This is a genomic window from Neobacillus endophyticus (assembly GCF_013248975.1).
GTDB lineage: Bacteria > Bacillota > Bacilli > Bacillales > Cytobacillaceae > Neobacillus > Neobacillus endophyticus.
The window spans coordinates 2,660,531-2,677,113 of the sequence record NZ_JABRWH010000001.1 but is presented as its reverse complement, the minus strand read 5'-3'; the positions used below and the strand labels follow the sequence as shown (position 1 = coordinate 2,677,113).

The window sequence follows — 16,583 nt, the reverse complement described above, 5'->3', positions numbered from 1 at the left end:
TCGACTTATTGATTATCCATTCTCGACTAGTTTATCGATTAAAAACTAAACAGCCTCCAAAGCACGTATGGGTGTCAGTGGAGGCTGTTCGAATTTACTATTTTATAAGATACCTTTTTATTCCGTTTCTATCATCATATGATTATATAAATCACGAACCGTTTGGTATTTTCTGTCTCAAAATAGTTCACTCCATTTTATAAAAAATATTTGTTATTGATCCTTAGTAGCTCCTAAGAATCATACATAAATGACTCGGAAGTAATTGATAAAAATGTGGGGGAGAATATTTTTATGGCAATTAAGATAACTGAGAATGAACGTACTCCAAAGGCGTTTTTAAGAACTATTACTTTAGTTTCAACATTCGGGGTTCTGGTGTTTGAATACGATACTTGAGTAATAAACGGTGCGCTTCCTTATATGGCTAAACCTGACCAGCTCAACCCTAAATGAAGGACATTTTTTAGAAATCAAGATTGGGTTTTGTCCTTTATAGAGGGAATGAAGGACATTTCCTGGGATTAAAGATCGAGTTTTGGCCTTCATAACACTGATGAAGACCAATTTCCAGAATCCACGAACGAGTTTTGGCCTTCATATCGCTGATGAAGACCAATTTCCAGAATCCACGATCGAGTTTTGGCCTTCATATCGCAGATGAAGAACAATTTCCAGAATCCACGATCGAGTTTTGGCCTTCATATCGCTGATGAAGAACAATTTCCAGAATCCAAGATCGAGTTTTGGCCTTCATTACGCTGATGAAGAACAATTTCCAGAATCCACGATCGAGTTTTGGCCTTCATATCGCAGATGAAGAACAATTTCCAGAATCCAAGATCGAGTTTTGGCCTTCATATCGCAGATGAAGAACACTTTCCAGAATCCAAGATCGAGTTTTGGCCTTCATTACGCTGATGAAGAACAATTTCCGGAATCCAAGATCGAGTTTTGGCCTTCATATCGCAGATGAAGAACAATTTCCAGAATCCAAGATCGAGTTTTGGCCTTCATTAATTATTTTGCTTGTTTGGCAGCTGCCCATGCATCTAGTTGAGTCTGCTTTTCTTTAATGATCTTGTCAATGCCGGCTGCTTTTATCTTCGAAATAAATTCTGGCAATTTATTTGCTGGGTCCAATGTGCCTGTTTCCAGACCGGGCTTATATTGACTGATTATATTGGCTACCGCAGTTTCCTCTGTTTTTACGCTCGAAGGATCAAACGTAAATCCTAGTGCCTTCGACTTGTAGGCGGTACGATTAAAATCCTTTAATTGGTTCCAAATGTTCTCATTATCACCGTTAAAGACATATGACAGAAATTCGTTGCCAAAAAGCCAAGCTTCGTCTAAATTATAGCCAACATTTGTCGGGGATACGCCTGGAGGATAATCAATCACATGATCTGAAAGTTTAACAAAATCTTTTCCTTCAATCCCCCAGTCCAATAAATTCACAATGTTTTTGTCCGAGTACATCAAATTAAGAAATTCCATTGTTTTTTTCGGGGATCTTGATTTACGTGGTATGGACCACAAGAAATTTGTTACATTACTAGTTGTTGCCACTGGTTTTGTAAGATTGACAGCAATCATTGGTAAACCGGAGCTTCTAGTCTCTTGTTCTTGATAACCAGGTTTCATATAAGCTGTATAAGAAAAAACACGATTCCCATTTACTAAATTGTATCGGCTTTCCTTGGTTGTTGCCGCATCTTTTAAAACAAACCCAGAGGTATACCACTTTCTGATTCTATTTAAAAATGCAGCATATTCTGGTGTTTCGTAGAGATCAACCACTATTAACTGATTATCAAAGTTCGGAAGTACTCCAATTGAGTCTCCTAATGGATCAAAAGTAGATTGGAAATAAGTGTCTACAAAGGATATTGCCGCTGGCATAATTGGTGCAATATCTGGTTCTTTTGCATGTATGGTTTTCAAGAGAAACTCAACATCATCTAATGTATGAATATTCCTAATATTCAAATGATACTTATCTAGTAAATCTTTTCGCATCGTAATCCCATAATCAGCTGCTAAATCTCTTATAGAGGGAACTCCATAGATTTGCCCATGGATTTTACATGCATTTAGATAGGCTAGATCCATTGAGTTTAAAATATCCCTACCATATTTTTGAAGTATACCATCTATTGGAAGCAGCTGCTCCTTCTCAACTAGGTCGTTGTAATTTGATGACCCTGCCACAACAAGTAAATCAAGGTCCTCATCACTAGTCAGCATTAGGTTTGTCTTTTGTATCCATATGCCAAAATTAATTGGAAGCAGCTTTACTTTTGCATGAATTTTTCTTTCTGTAATTTGGTTAAGTGCAGCTTCAACTTCCGGCATGTCCTTTGGTACACTGTCAAAGATCGGGAAAGCCACATTAATAACGTCATCTAGATGTTTTTGTGTCTTTTCCTTTGTTTCAAAGTCTCCTGTTACTTTCGAACTACATGCAGTATTTAGAGCGATGAAACTCACCATGATCCATACAAACCACACACTTTTTTTCATAGGAATCCCCCAATGTTCTTTCGAAATATTGCTTATTAAGGGCGGGAGTCTTGATGGTTAACTTATAACTCGCAAATCCTTATGTTCACGGTATTCCAAAGGCGTTTCATTCGTAAACTTCTTAAATATTTTCGAAAAATATGGCAAGGTGAACCCAACGGAAGCTGCGACGGTGGTAATTGATAAATCTGTATTCGTTAATAATTGTTTCGCTAATCCTATTCTTTCATTTGTTATAAATTCAGAAACTGTATATCCTGTTTCTTTCTTGAAAATACGATTTAGATAATCTGGATTAAGGTGTACAAGATTGGCAATTTCTTCACGAGACAAGTTATGCTCTAAGTTTTGCCGGATATAAGTCTGAACTTGTAATACAACTGATCGAGATTCTTCTAGTGTTTTGACGTACCCAGTCGCCTTTTTAACCATGTATTGCATCCATTCTATTAAACCATTTAATGATTCCGTTGCCTGTATAGACATCTCTACTGACTTACTATCTATAAAAAGTTGATGAGCAAAAATTCCTTTCACTTTCAGAACATAATAGAACATCTGTAAAAAATCCTGGTAAAACTGATGTAAAAATGTCGCATCCATAGATCGATTTCTCGCCAAATTATTCAAATATTCCATGCTTTCATCCAGCACTTTTTTTACTGACCCTTGTTTCAACATTTCAGCCCATATCATCATATTTGGAACTTTGTTCTCTAAAGGTTCTCTTGTAAAAAGACCATATACCAAAACTTTATTTACAGAATCTACATGATTCTTTTCAAGATTCTTTAATTCCCCGGCCATTTCAGCAACCTGATGAATGTGAACGTACTTTCCAATATAACAGGTTACATCCAACTTAAAATATTGGAGGAAATATTGTATGTATGTATTGCATGTTTTTATAAAAGAAGAGTATTCATTTACATTTGCGTGTTCAACAATGACAAGTATTCTGCTTTCATCCCATTTTACAACATGCCCAATTTTTTGATTGCCAACAAACGTCTCATTTGCTAATTTCCATAATGCATATTCTACTATTTTCTTGTCTCGTAGATTTAAGTCCTTATTTCTTTTTTTGGAACAGATCAGTATCGGTAAAAATGTCTGATCCAGCTGGTGGTTTATGTTTCGTTCCTCTGCACTTTTTTGGATGTCCTCTAGTACTGATGGGATGTTTTGATTTAGAATATCCAGCCAAAAACGTTCAATAATGATTGATTTATTCTGTACCCAATATTTTGCAAGTTCGTTATCTTTCATCATCTCATTTTGTTTGGTAATTTGTCTGATTGCATGACAAATGGCTGCATCCAGTTCTTCAGTAGTAGCAGGTTTCAACAAATAGTCTAGACTTCCTAATTGCATGGCTTTTTTTATAAGTGGAAATTCTGCATGACAGGTTAAAAAGATAGCTTGTGTTTGAGGAGAACTTTCCTTAACCCAGTTTAATAAGTCTAATCCGCTCCCATTCGGCATTTCTATATCACAGATCATGATATCGATTTTATTTTTAAGAAAGATTTCTTTCGCTTGGCGCATACTATTCGCAGTAAAAATAGAAGAAATTTGATAGTTCATCCATTCTAAGGCCGATACGATTCCTGCAACTGCATGAATCTCATCATCCACAATCAGCAAATGAAGCATTTTTCAACCCTCCGTATCATTCATTAAGCGGAAGAACAATTTGAACGATTGCACCAGATGGAGTCCCATTGAAAAAGGAAATTTGGGCTTCATCTTGATACAACAACCGCAAGCGTTCTTGTATATTCCAAATTCCAATGTGTGCACCATATTCATCAACAACCTGATTTCCCGCTTTTAATTCCATTAGGATCTTTTCTTTAAATCCTGTTCCAGTGTCACGAATGATTATGTTTAAGCTTTGCTTCTTGTCATGATGCCTTTCGATTTTGATTAAAATCTCAGTCCATTCATCCATTGAAACCTGATGCTTCACGGTATTTTCAACAAACGTCTGGATAATAAGAGGCGGGACTTGCGTGTTTAGGACGGTATCATCAACCTCTATCGTACATGAGAAACTATTTGGATACCGCAGCTCATGAATTCGAATATAATTACGAACATGCTCCAGTTCGTCTTTCAAAGCAACAAACGTTAAGTTGCTGCGAAACATAAAACGGAAATAACGAACTAAACACATAATTAGTTCTTGAATCAATTGATAATTCTGGACTCTTGCCAAGTTATATAAAATATTTAAGGAATTCATAAAAAAATGGGGGTTAATTTGTAATTGTAAATGTTTAAGCTGGGCCTTTTGATTATTCAACTGCTCCTCATAAACATGAATTTTCAAATCCTCGATTTGCGCCATCATGGTGTTAAACGTGCGATTCACAATCATAAATTCGTCGGATGTAGGATACTCTTTAATTCTGAAACTAACATTCCCGTCACCAATATCCTTCATTGTCGAGATGATTCGATTCAATGGATGAAGAAATGTTCTTCTTATAAAAATAACCATTGCTGGTAAGAGTAAAATTCCCAAAAAGACGATTAATAGAATTAAGCCGCTTAGATAAGGTAGGTTCTGTAAAATACTTCGATCTTGAATGATGGCAATTAGGCTAAAATTTCCCTTTTTAGAACTTTGACCTACAACAAGATACTTCTGATCTTTCCCACTCTCGTAATAACTTTGCAGATTACGGGTTAAATCGATTCGATTATGATTGATAAAGCTACTAAACATCATGGGTTGTCCTTCTTTAGTAGCAAATAATGCTGTTCCATTCTGGCCAAGCTGGATAAATGATAATGGCAGTAATAAAGTCTTTGAATTAACCCATGCACCAATGTAAATACCTCCAGACTTAACAAATCTAAACAAATAGTAATCACTATAAATTTTTTTCACATACCACCTATGTAAAAATTTAGCATTAAGATTTTTATTGGTACCTAAGGTTTTTTCTATGTAAGTTCTAACGGACTCCCTTTCAGCGTATGTCTGATCTCCCTTAAAGACGTCTGTAAGCTCATCCTTTTTGTTAGAATAAACAAAAATAGATTCAATGGATTTATACATGGTAAGATTTGCAGAAAGTTTGTTAACTACATTTATCTTCGCAAGATTGTAGTTGTCGGCAGAATCAGAGGTGTCCATAATTTGAATGTTGGGGTCGGAGGATGCCAGTGACAGTAAATACTCATCTGCGTCCTCAAGTCCTTTGTCTATCAACTGCATATATAATGTAATCATTTTTTTATTTGATTCCATTACCTGACTACGTACAACATGAATCGCATAATAGTTTTGATATATTAGCAACACGATCAAAGGCAATAGAATCAAAAAAACGCCTAAGAGCAACTTAAATCTAAGAGAGTTAAATGGCAGGCGGATATTCCAACCTTTCATTAAAGGAAGCTCCTTCCGTGCTATTATTCAGTCGTCAACTATGTAATCGCTTACTTTTTTTGAATAAGCTATGTTAAACATAGCTGTTGATTACTGTTCCTTCTATATAATAAGTACGTAAAAAAACTCCTGATTGCCTGCTCAGAGGAAGGAAATCAGGTTTTGAAATTAACAGAAAATAGTATTTTCCATTATTGTAAAAAAAATATAGTATTCTTTCAATTGTCAAATGAACGGATTTTGTTCAATAATGAACAACTGTTAATCACCTTTCATATCTCCATCTGTTTCTTCTGCCAAAGAATCATCTTAAATGGTTTGAAAAAAAAATGTGGATGCTATTGTTGAAACTTGGTTCTTAGGTTCAGAAGCCGGACATGCTATTGCAGATGTGCTATTCGGTGATTATAATCCTACTGGCTAATCTTCTTTGCACTTGAGGAAGTTGAATATCCATTCTCGAAGCCGCCTCACCTGACATATCGCTACTTTCACCTAATGCAAGGATAATAGTATCAGCTTGCTTTGCTTGGCGAAGGGCTTCCTCCAATCCCCCTTCTATTGTACCATCAACTTTGCAGCCTTCTGCAATCAAAAGATTATCATTGACAACTTTTTCTTTCAGTCCTTCCAATAAGCTGACCGTTTGCTGACTATATCTGGAGAACTGCCAAGGACCTAAAAGATCCTTGCTATTGGAAAATGGGCCGATAACAGCGATCTTCTTCTTATCTTTGTTAATAGGCAGCACTCCGTTATTTTTCAACAAGACGATGGACTTTTTGGCAAGTTCCCTGCTTTCCTTCAGATGGTCTTGACAAAAATGATATTCCACTTCTTTTTCCGGTCTTATATAGCGGAATGAATCATCCATGATTTCAATTTTAAATTTAAAGGTAAGGATTCTTTTAACGGCTTGGTCTAATTGACTTTCAAGTATTCTTCCTTCCTCGATAAGGGCTGAGATTTAATTTAAATAGGCAGTAGTGACCATTTCCATATCCATTGAGGCATCAACAGCCATTTTAGCTGCCTCTTTCTGATCTCTTGCTGCGCCGTGAATGGAGATTTCGTCTACTTCACCATAATCGGAAACCAAAATGCCGTCAAAACCAAGTTCATCTCTTAACAAATCTTTCAATAATGAGGTCAAGTCACTAGCAGAAATTGAACTTACTCGCTACTAAAAAATGGCGGTTTTTTTGTTGTTTGACCAAGAATGTCCTTCATAAACAGATGCCTCTCTTCTCTTTTAAAAGAAGTTAATAATGACGATCTATAACTAATAACATCCCAATCACTTTCCACTTACATACTTTTTTACCAATTAAGAAATACTAAAGTATCTATTTCAAGTAAATCTGGTGAAGGATATGAATCTTAACTACGAGGTATCTATTGCGCTTCAAGACAACATCCAAACCTTAAATACCATATTGGGGAAAAGTTCTGATTTTCAAGTAAGAGAAATTACGCTGAACAGTATTGATCGAAAAGCGGCAATCCTGTTCATCGATGAAATCGTGGATTCAAATGCTATTCAGCAATACGTTTTAGAGCCTCTTTTAACTTGTAACCTGCCGCATTTCCAAACGGATGGGGAACTGCTATCTTTTATCGAGTTATCTGTCATACCAGCTAAAAAGCTTACACATATAGATACTATAGAAAAAGCTTCTAAAGAGTTACTCTCAGGCAAAACCCTTGTGTTAATAGAAGGAATCACTCAATTCCTTTCCACTGATACGACTAAATGGAATGCACGAGGTGTTGCAAGCCCAAAGGGACAACGAGTTGCAAAAGGTCCTGATGTAGGTTTCACCGAAAATAGAAGTACAAACGTTTCACTCGTTCGAAAGATTATTAAAAATCCGAATGTAAGAGTAACCACCAAACCATATGGAACAAACACCCAGACAGACGTGTCTGTAATGTACATTGAAAACATAGTGGATAAGCAAATACTTGAGACCATTTTAGGACGCCTTGACAACCTCCAGATGGATGCTGTACTAGAAAGTAATTATATTCAGTATGCGCTGACGAAGGAGTCCTTGTCATTTTTTCCGCTCATACTCAATACTGATCGGCCTGATGTCGTAGCAGCAGAAATGCTGGAAGGAAAGGTCGCTATCTTTGTCGATGGATCTCCCTTTGTGATGATCGCTCCTGCGGTTCTGATTCAATTTTTCCATACACCTGAAGACTATTATTTAGGTAAAACGGGTTTAATTAATACACGATTGATTCGTTTTATTGTTTTTTTCTTAACATTATATATTCCAGGGTTATATGTTGCCTTTATGACCTACCACGCAAACTTGCTGCCCGTCAAACTGCTTGTGGGGTTTGTATCACAACGAGAATTGGTACCATTTCCAACCTCGTTTGAAGTAACCGTATTGATGATTGTGACAATGGCCATTAATGAAAGCTCTACCCGTTTACAGCAAAATATCGCCTTTACTGTGTCCATTTTTGGCGCCATCATATTGGGACAGTCTGCAATCGAATCACAATTAGTCCAGCCTGCAAGTTTAGTGATAGTTAGTTTATGGTATATCTTATCTAGTGTCGTCCCTATTTTTGCACTGCGAATTACAGCAATGAATATCAGTCTTTGTTTTATTGCCGGGGGCGCGTCTCTCGGTTTATATGGAATCGCCTTATTGTCTCTTGTATTTTTGCTTCATCTTTGTTCACTTAGGAGCTTTGGCGTTCCCTATCTTTCTCCATTCGCTCCATTGGTTGCTCATGATTTGAAAGATAGCGCGATTCAACTATCTCTGGAAGAAATGACAAACGATGAATCACATTTCACGAAAGAAGAAAATATGGAAGAGACAGATAAAGTTTAACTTCAAGGAGATACATATGCTAAGGAATTCAAATATTACCCTCTTTCTAGTGATTGGATTAATCATCTCCTTAATAGTTGGGAAAAAGGTGCAGGACACTTTGTTAAACAAAATCAGCGTTGTTTCCGCGATTGGGATCGATAAAAGCAAGAGCGGATACATTGCCAGCGTACAAATTTATAATCCAGCAGCAAATACAAAAGAAGGATCGGCTGAATTAGGTGCCTATGCGTACAGTGCAAAAGGGAGAACCATCCCTGAAGCAATCGACGGTATTCACAAAAATTTAGCGCGAACGATCTTCTTAGAAAGCACAGTAGTCGCTGTTATTGGGGAATCATTCGTAAAATCAGAAGGAATTTCTTCGGTGACCAACTACTTTTTGCGTGATTCCAGATTGCCGGCCAATATAAGGTTTGTTATTTCTAAAGGAATTAATGCGGATAAATTACTTCAAATCTTTACACCTGTTCAAAAGATTTCTGGAAGCAGATTAGAAGAAATGCTTTCTAGAAAACGAGAATCCTGGGGAAATCTTACTGATATCACTTCTGACGAAATAAAAGGAATGTTAAATCAGAATAGGACGGAGCTAACAATCCCCTATATTACGATAAAAGGGGATTCTTCAAAAGGAATCTCTAAATCGAATGTTGAAAAAGCTACACCCGATGCTCTCATTGAGATTGGTGGAATTGCCGTTTTTAAACATCAAAAATTTTCATATTGGCTTTCTTCACAGGAAGGTAATTTATTAGCTTTAACTAAAACAAAAATACAAGGTACTACATTGGTAACGAAATGCGAAAATCGATCTGGATATGTGACATGGAAAGACGTTGAAAGCAAACCTGTTATTCGTGTACAAGATAAAAAAGGAGTTCCGTCCTTTGTACTTCAGCTTCAAATGAAAGGAAAGTTGTATGATGTATCGTGTAATAAGGACACTTCAACCGTCCAAGCCATATCCTCTTTGGAACATGACGCAGAACAAGAGCTTCAAAAACAGATTCAACAGATGATCATAAAAACGCAAAATAACCAAACCGATATTGAAGGATTTGGAGAAGCTTTATATCGAAAACAACCAGCTGCTTGGAATAAAATAAAAAACAATTGGGAGTCAGCCTATTCAAAAGTACCGATTCAAACAAAAGTTAAGGTTGATCTTTTAGATGTTGGAGAAATTTCATCGTCATTAAAATAGACACTGGATTTGGGTATGGAAAGGACTCGATAAGATGATGATCAAACTAGCTGCTATGGAAATACTCTCCTTAATGATCAACTTTTTGCTTGGGAGTGCTATCGTCGTAGGATGGAACTTTGAAACCAAAAAAGATATTTGGATTTTCATTTTAATATCTTTAGGCTTGGGAGTTGGGATTTTTTATTTTTATATCCTGCTTCACTCATTAGGAAAATGGGGAAACTTGATTCAACTATTTGAATTAGGATTTGGGAAATGGATCTCCAAACTACTTGGATTTATTTATTGTCTGTATTTTTTATACATCGCAGGAAGAGTGATTAAAGATTTCTCATTTTTTATTGGACAGGTGCTTTTTAACGATGTCCCATTCTGGATTATCACATTCACATTTCTTCTGGTGGTTTTGTATAGCTGCTTTGTCGGCATCGAAGATACTGCAAGAAGTTCACTGATTTTAAGTGCTTTTACAATCGTTATTATCTTGTTCTTAATGATATTTGGATACTTATCTCCTTATTTTGAACTCAACAATCTAACTCCAGTATTTCGGACTGACTGGAAACAGATCCTCGCTTCTGTTTTCCCAACAGGGTTAACTTTTCCATATGGAGAACTTATCGTATTTACCATGATATTTCCTTATGTAAACAATGTGAAGGCATTACGAAAATATGGTTGGATTTCCGTATGTCTTACAGGATTTTTACTAATTGCAGCTGCTGAAATGATACTTGGTTTGTTAAATTCTGAAACTGTCAACCTGTATGTATTTCCTTTCGTGAAGGCTTTGGAGCTTACCAGTATTTCAGAATTCCTGCCCCATTTAGAAATCTTAGCGGTAGTCATCAATTTAATAGGTGGATTTATTAAAGTTTCTATTTTCATGTTCGGTGGATTAAACATTCTTGCTCACTTATTTCCAAATGTTAAGAGAAACAAACATATTTTGGCTTCAACTGTTCTTACATTACTATTCACCTTTTTCTTTTCTAAAAATATAATACAACACCTGAATATTGGCTTGAAAATAGTTCCAGCTTATTTACATATTCCCTTGCAACTTATCCTTCCATTTATTTTAGTGGTTGTTCTTCTGATAAAGAAATACATAGTGAAATCGATCTAAATGAAGCTCAACAAACAATAGAGGGAGTACGAACCTCCCTCTAGTCTATAAATACTTTCGATGTACTCCTTTCCCATCATATGAAAACAACATCATTCCTTCAAACATCGTGACCATATGAACCTGATGTCAAATCGATGCCCCCCTCAATGGCAGAGATTAGGAGATACTCCAGTGACAGTCCAGAATTATTTCACAATTTTCTCCCCAAAAAGAGGAAGTGCGCTATAATGAAACTCAAGCTGGAAGAAACCATCCAACCGGCTCCATTCTACAATTGAGGTGATGGATATGTTTCAAGTGCGGGAAGCTTTTCCTTTTGAATGGGAACGAATAAAGCAAAAGAGAATAAATGCATACAAAGAATATGCAGAAGTTCTCCCAAGCGAGCATTGGAGAGTGTTGTCTGAATCGATTTCGGTTACTGTCTTTGAACCAAACGTTCAAGTTTTTGTCGCGACCGAAAACCAGAAAATAGTCGGCAGTGTGGTATTGTTTCCGCCGAAAATGGATGCCTATGCCGGTCTAACCGACCTGCCGGAATCGCCTGAAATTCGCATGCTTGCCATTGACCCAAAAGCAAGGCATCAAGGAATCGCCGAAGCGTTGCTCCGTCACTGCATCCAAGCTTGCCAACAATCAGGGTTTTCAGCCGTCGGGTTGCACACCGCTGATTTTATGAAGAGCGCGATGCGTTTATATGCACGTCTCAAGTTTGTTCGCGTGCCGGAACTTGATTTTGTGCCGCTCGATGACGGGATTGTTGTCAAAGCCTTTCAGTATTCCATTGAAAAAGAAGCCTGATGTAGGTAGGCTTCTTTTTTTGTCGGCAATAAGTCATCAGATGTTTCGTTTTCATCCGCATCTCCTGAATACGGTGCGTAAGGAACGGTTGGTTTTAAAATTGGATATGTTAAAGAACATTGTTGATATTTAAACACTATAACAAAGCCGTAAAATTAAATATGTGTATAAATGCCTTTTGATATCACTCTTATTCAAACACAACCAATTGATTTCTACCGTTTGCTTTTGCTTCGTATAACGCTTGATCTGCTTTTTTTAAAAACATATAAATATGTTCTGAATTGTGAATAGCTAACCCAATGCTGATTGTTAGAGCAACATGTGTGCCTTCATAAATAAATTCTGTCTTTCTCACAGTATCTCGAATTCTTTCAGCAATATTTATGCCGTCCTTTATATCAGTTTCCTGAAGTAAAATGGAAAACTCTTCTCCTCCAAATCTGATCAATACATCTGTTTCCCTAACATGTCTTTTCATTATCCCGGCAATATGCTTTAAAGCTTGATCACCACATAAATGACCGTAATTGTCATTAATTTTTTTAAAATAATCTATATCTATCATTAGAAGGAGTAAAGGGAAATTCATTTTCCTACTTAAAGGAATTGCCTTTTCAATATAGATATCAAAATATCTTCTGTTGTTTAATCCAGTTAAAGTATCTGTTAATGCCATTTCTTCCATCTTTTGTACCAATTTTTGATTTTTAATGACAAAATACCCAATGGTCAAATGAATTAACCAATTTACGAGTGAACCTGCAAAAAGAACAAATTTCTCCACAGAAAAAAGACTTTCATTTTGATAAAATTTAACGATAAATTTTAAAAGGCTGAAAAAGATAGCAGAACTAATTACAACTTTCCATTTCGGACTCAAAATCATTATGAATATACTAGGGAGAATAAAAAGTGACCATACAAATGGGTACTCTTTCCCAAATTTATAGGCAATACAATCAACGATAATTGGAAATATTGTACCGATTAGTATAATCAACCAATAGACATATGTCCGCTTCAATATTGCAACTCCTTAATTTTTAAAAAATAAATATGAAAATGGATTTTTTTACATTTTTCATTATTATGGAACTTGAATTTATGGAAGATGAACAAATAAAAATAATAATAGCTGACATTATCAAGTTAACAGATTGATAACCCTAATTTACTAAGTACCTATTTTCTTAAATTCCCCCTATTTTGAATTTTAATTATTTTAGCAAAGCCCATAATATTCATCAACACACACTATTTCCCAGAATAGTAATCATCACTTCAATAGTAAAGTAGGAAAGGAACAATTTTAGAGGTAAGTGCAGGAACACTGGCAGATAAAATATCTAGTTTCTGTAGAAAAATCAATATCAGGAATCCCACCCAGTCAATGTGTATATGAATGAATCCAATCCTGACCGGGAGCATCTTCTTGTTTATATTCAATGTAATCCGGACGGAACGATGTATCTCTTTTTTCAGGGAAAGATCAAAGCCTATGACCGTCGTCCGGTGCGTTCAAATGGGAAGACGACGTCGATATTAATGTCCCTGTCTTTTCGGGCAATAGGGTGAAACGCCTATGTTTGAAAAGATTATCGAGACAATAGTATCTATCCTACTAATGTGACGGTCAGGAAGTTTCCGATAGCAAAAAACACGGGGAAGCGAATTGAATTTGATGACCCTTTCATTCAAAGAAGCCCTCCCTTTTAATTTTAATTATTACAATTTGCTTTTCTTCTTCAAATACATAAAGAAAGAGCACAATTCTGATCATGAATTGCGCCCGATCGTAATATAAGTTTAACCAGTTTTTACTGGTTGAACTTTTTTTAATTGGTTTTATTATAGCGGTAGTCGGAATAGAACGTAGCGCCCGTGGGACTTGATCCCGTCCGCAAAACTGTTCACTCCCTACTTGTATAAGCATGTTTCAGGCTGGTTGGGACAAAGATACCGTTTAACAAGCGAACCTATGATAGTACAAGCAGCTCTAGGGACAACCGACTAATCTTAATTTCTAAGGAGGAGATGATTAAAACAAAGGTTGAAAAAATGATTGGTTCAAAGTTGACCCCCGAAAATGTACTAGTAACAGATGCTTGGAGAGCCTATAAAACGTATGCAATAGAAAAAGGCATTTAACACTACAGAATTAAATCAAATGGTGGTAAACACGTTATTAAGGGCTTATATCATATTCAAAACGTTAATGGTCTCCATTCCCGATTGAAACAATTCATAAACCGATTCAAAGGGGTCGCAACGAAGTACCTTGATAACTACCTAGCCTGGTTTTTGTTTGTTGATAGCCGCAGTAACGAAAACACCAAGCACAATATTAAAGATTTCCTATTATCATCATTTGTTTTTGAAATGACCGATACTTACGATAGTTTACGCTTATCAAAATTCGCTATATAGTGCTTATTTAACTATCGTAGGTTACTTGAAGAAGAAAGGGATAAAATTGCAAAAAACATCCAAATAAAATCATAATAAAAGTGAATAATGATAATATGAAATCACAAAAACGTTCTCGACGCATCCGCTTCACCATTGACGGAACTTGTTCGAACTTTGTTCATTATTCTAATCCGCTAGTACCATTAGCTTGGTCATTTTTCTTGCCAGGCTTCGGTTTCTTTTTAATGGGTCAATTTGTTCAAGGGTGGCTTTTGTTTTTATGGGAAATTGCTGTTAATGTAAGGGGTCACTTTAATACTGCGATTGTGTATACACTGACTGGACATCCAGGAGAGGCAACAAGGATTCTCGAACAGGATGGAAAGTTTGTCGTCATTCTGTACACAACAACGTTTGTTTTTTGTCTGTGGGCGAGCTACGTGACGGCTGTTGACACAAACCAGCTGACCTATTTAGCTCACGGGGAAAACGCTCCCATTAAAGTGTTTACCATGAATGCCTTACAATATAACTACTTAACAAAGCGGGACCCGTGGATGGCAGCCCTTTGGTCACTCTTAATGCCTGGTCTCGGAGACGTGTACAACAAACGGATTGTCAGTGGAACGACATACCTTATCTGGTGGATCATCATTTGTTACAAATCGAATGCAGCAGGGAGCATATACTATACCGCTATAGGTGATTTTGATAGGGCAACTTCGATTCTCGATCCTGAATGGTTTTCGTTCCTCGCTTCGATGTGGGTCTTCTCTGCATATCATGCATACCTCCACACTGTTGAAACGAATAAGGTATTCGACAAAGACCAGGCAAATTTTCTGAGATTACACTATCAACAAGGAGTTGACGATTTACATTGTACAGAGAAGGATTTGGTGGACTTGCGTTTAATTGCTACCTTTGATCATTCCCCATATGTCGAGATGGCTCTTGTAGGATTAGAGCAGATTGGGATTAAGAAGAACCAGATTTATGCTACGTCACTTGATAAACGAAATGAAACGCTTCCGTTCATCGACAACATTCATCGGTCCGATGGACGTGGTTTTTTGGATGTAGCAGCTCTTTTGACAGGCTTTTTAACAGCAGTCGGTGCAATTTATGGCTTCGTTCTTAAAGGTGGTCCAGTTTTATGGGGATTAATTGGTTTTTCAGTTGGCTCTGTCGCTGGAATTACGTTCCAATTGCTCAAACGAAAAAAAAGGTCCAAAGAAAGAACCACCCCTAAAACGGAAGTCGTTGTCATTGTAGATTGCAACAACGCACAGGCGGATGCGGTACAGAATATTTTTTTGCACAATCATGCATTTGGAATCTCAGCCTCTTCTCCACAAGATATAGATTAATTAAAAAGAGGTTTTGTTCACTGCGATTCTTCGAGTGCATCAATATTACGGGTAATTCTTCAAGCTTAAGATTTCTTTTTTTATTTCAAATAATAATATTGTGAAGGATATTACTTATACAAATGTGTTGGTTAATTGAAGAAGAAGGGGGAACCTCTACAAATTGCGGTTCCCCCTAATTACTTTATAAAAATCAACTTTCAAATTTAACAGAACCAAAAATTTAAGTTTTATGTTCAACAAAAGCGCCCGATTGTTGAAGATCACTTAGTTTCTATTAGCTAGTTTCGCATTAATGCCCTTGTTGAAGCGTCGTTTTTTCAAAGAATACAGCTTGTCCATTTTGTTGTACTAAGAACCCAAATGGAACTTGTGAGTTTTCCACCATATTTTGGTCTTCTGCTGATACACGAATAGTAGCATTCCCATTGTAAATCGGTGCGTAATTGGAAGGTACATAAGGTACGATTTTAGATTGAGAGGCTGCTTCGGCAGTGCTTAGATTATAATTTATAAAACCGAGGGACAATGAAAGAACGCCCGTAGAACAAAGAGTTGTTATAATTTTATTACGTTTTATCAAATGAGAAATCCTCCTAATACTTTATTTTTCCTACTATACATATTTTACCATAGAGACAAATATGTTACCTATTTATCCCATCCAAAATAATTAATATCTCAGCAATGTAACTAATTGAACTAAACTCCTTGTAACATAAAAAGCGACTGCTCTTGTTGAGCAATCGCGCCCGATTGTTGAACATCGTTATTGAAGTAAAGCGTCCCTTTCGTCTTAGTGAACTTTGTCACATTATTAAACAGGCATTCATTCTTTTTAAATTTCAAACAGGAAATATATGTTATTATT

Annotated in this window: 13 protein-coding genes and 1 pseudogene; 7 read left to right on the top strand and 7 right to left on the bottom strand. The window is 36.4% G+C overall.

All coding sequences use genetic code 11. The features are described from left to right. Positions 1-1,020: 1,020 nt before the first annotated feature. From HPT25_RS13080 to HPT25_RS13070, 3 genes are read right to left on the bottom strand one after another with little or no spacing between them, the layout of a single operon-like run. Positions 1,021-2,526, bottom strand: a complete 1,506-nt coding sequence (locus tag HPT25_RS13080) for an ABC transporter substrate-binding protein (protein ID WP_173064735.1) — start codon at positions 2,524-2,526, stop codon at positions 1,021-1,023. A 57-nt stretch (positions 2,527-2,583) separates the two neighbouring features. Further along, entirely contained in the window at positions 2,584-4,182 is a 1,599-nt protein-coding gene (locus HPT25_RS13075) for a response regulator (protein WP_173064732.1), read from the bottom strand. Between the two features lie 16 nt (positions 4,183-4,198). Further along, a complete protein-coding gene (locus HPT25_RS13070) occupies positions 4,199-5,929 on the bottom strand; it encodes a sensor histidine kinase (RefSeq protein ID WP_173064729.1) in 1,731 nt (576 codons plus the stop codon). Between the two features lie 331 nt (positions 5,930-6,260). Between HPT25_RS13070 and HPT25_RS29260 the strand changes: the two genes are divergently transcribed. Continuing rightward, complete coding sequence (locus HPT25_RS29260) at positions 6,261-6,353, top strand: glycoside hydrolase family 3 C-terminal domain-containing protein (protein WP_173064726.1); 93 nt, start codon at positions 6,261-6,263, stop codon at positions 6,351-6,353. Here the strand turns inward: HPT25_RS29260 and HPT25_RS28710 are convergent. Both HPT25_RS28710 and HPT25_RS28705 read right to left on the bottom strand, forming a co-directional pair. Beyond that, positions 6,324-6,803, bottom strand: a complete 480-nt coding sequence (locus HPT25_RS28710; protein WP_246277186.1) for a glycoside hydrolase family 3 C-terminal domain-containing protein — start codon at positions 6,801-6,803, stop codon at positions 6,324-6,326. The two genes, HPT25_RS29260 and HPT25_RS28710, sit on opposite strands and share 30 nt — an antisense overlap. Positions 6,804-6,896: 93 nt before the next feature. Then, positions 6,897-7,070: a glycoside hydrolase family 3 N-terminal domain-containing protein gene (locus HPT25_RS28705; RefSeq protein ID WP_246277185.1), complete on the bottom strand. Its 174-nt coding sequence runs from the start codon at positions 7,068-7,070 to the stop codon at positions 6,897-6,899. A 232-nt stretch (positions 7,071-7,302) separates the two neighbouring features. On the opposite strand from HPT25_RS28705, the gene HPT25_RS13055 reads away from it, so the two are divergent. From HPT25_RS13055 to HPT25_RS13040, 4 genes are all read left to right on the top strand, one after another. Then, positions 7,303-8,787, top strand: a complete 1,485-nt coding sequence (locus tag HPT25_RS13055; RefSeq protein WP_173064723.1) for a spore germination protein — start codon at positions 7,303-7,305, stop codon at positions 8,785-8,787. 16 nt (positions 8,788-8,803) lie between these two features. Continuing rightward, on the top strand, positions 8,804-9,994 hold the full coding sequence (locus HPT25_RS13050) for a Ger(x)C family spore germination protein (protein ID WP_173064720.1): 1,191 nt from the start codon (positions 8,804-8,806) through the stop codon (positions 9,992-9,994). A gap of 34 nt (positions 9,995-10,028) precedes the next feature. Beyond that, positions 10,029-11,126: a GerAB/ArcD/ProY family transporter gene (locus HPT25_RS13045; RefSeq protein ID WP_173064717.1), complete on the top strand. Its 1,098-nt coding sequence runs from the start codon at positions 10,029-10,031 to the stop codon at positions 11,124-11,126. A 291-nt stretch (positions 11,127-11,417) separates the two neighbouring features. Next, positions 11,418-11,930: a GNAT family N-acetyltransferase gene (locus tag HPT25_RS13040; protein ID WP_173064714.1), complete on the top strand. Its 513-nt coding sequence runs from the start codon at positions 11,418-11,420 to the stop codon at positions 11,928-11,930. A gap of 190 nt (positions 11,931-12,120) precedes the next feature. Here the strand turns inward: HPT25_RS13040 and HPT25_RS13035 are convergent, their stop codons facing one another. Then, positions 12,121-12,933 (bottom strand): GGDEF domain-containing protein, encoded by an 813-nt coding sequence (locus HPT25_RS13035; protein WP_217269704.1) that lies wholly within the window; start codon positions 12,931-12,933, stop codon positions 12,121-12,123. A 1,037-nt stretch (positions 12,934-13,970) separates the two neighbouring features. Here HPT25_RS13035 and HPT25_RS13030 point away from each other — a divergent pair. Further along, a pseudogene (locus HPT25_RS13030) lies at positions 13,971-14,360 on the top strand (IS1595 family transposase); the annotation flags it as partial. A 95-nt stretch (positions 14,361-14,455) separates the two neighbouring features. Next, complete coding sequence (locus HPT25_RS13025) at positions 14,456-15,712, top strand: hypothetical protein (protein WP_173064709.1); 1,257 nt, start codon at positions 14,456-14,458, stop codon at positions 15,710-15,712. Between the two features lie 292 nt (positions 15,713-16,004). On the opposite strand, the gene HPT25_RS13020 is transcribed toward HPT25_RS13025, so the two are convergent. Beyond that, positions 16,005-16,295: a hypothetical protein gene (locus tag HPT25_RS13020; protein WP_173064706.1), complete on the bottom strand. Its 291-nt coding sequence runs from the start codon at positions 16,293-16,295 to the stop codon at positions 16,005-16,007. Positions 16,296-16,583: the final 288 nt, after the last annotated feature.

Bases quoted from the DNA above. Each gene is read 5' to 3' on its own strand.
- HPT25_RS13080 (WP_173064735.1), bottom strand. From the start codon at position 2,526: ATGAAAAAAAGTGTGTGGTTTGTATGGATCATGGTGAGTTTCATCGCT.
- HPT25_RS13075 (WP_173064732.1), bottom strand. From the start codon at position 4,182: ATGCTTCATTTGCTGATTGTGGATGATGAGATTCATGCAGTTGCAGGA.
- HPT25_RS13070 (WP_173064729.1), bottom strand. From the start codon at position 5,929: ATGAAAGGTTGGAATATCCGCCTGCCATTTAACTCTCTTAGATTTAAG.
- HPT25_RS28710 (WP_246277186.1), bottom strand. From the start codon at position 6,803: ATGGATGATTCATTCCGCTATATAAGACCGGAAAAAGAAGTGGAATAT.
- HPT25_RS13055 (WP_173064723.1), top strand. From the start codon at position 7,303: ATGAATCTTAACTACGAGGTATCTATTGCGCTTCAAGACAACATCCAA.
- HPT25_RS13050 (WP_173064720.1), top strand. From the start codon at position 8,804: ATGCTAAGGAATTCAAATATTACCCTCTTTCTAGTGATTGGATTAATC.
- HPT25_RS13045 (WP_173064717.1), top strand. From the start codon at position 10,029: ATGATGATCAAACTAGCTGCTATGGAAATACTCTCCTTAATGATCAAC.
- HPT25_RS13040 (WP_173064714.1), top strand. From the start codon at position 11,418: ATGTTTCAAGTGCGGGAAGCTTTTCCTTTTGAATGGGAACGAATAAAG.
- HPT25_RS13025 (WP_173064709.1), top strand. From the start codon at position 14,456: ATGAAATCACAAAAACGTTCTCGACGCATCCGCTTCACCATTGACGGA.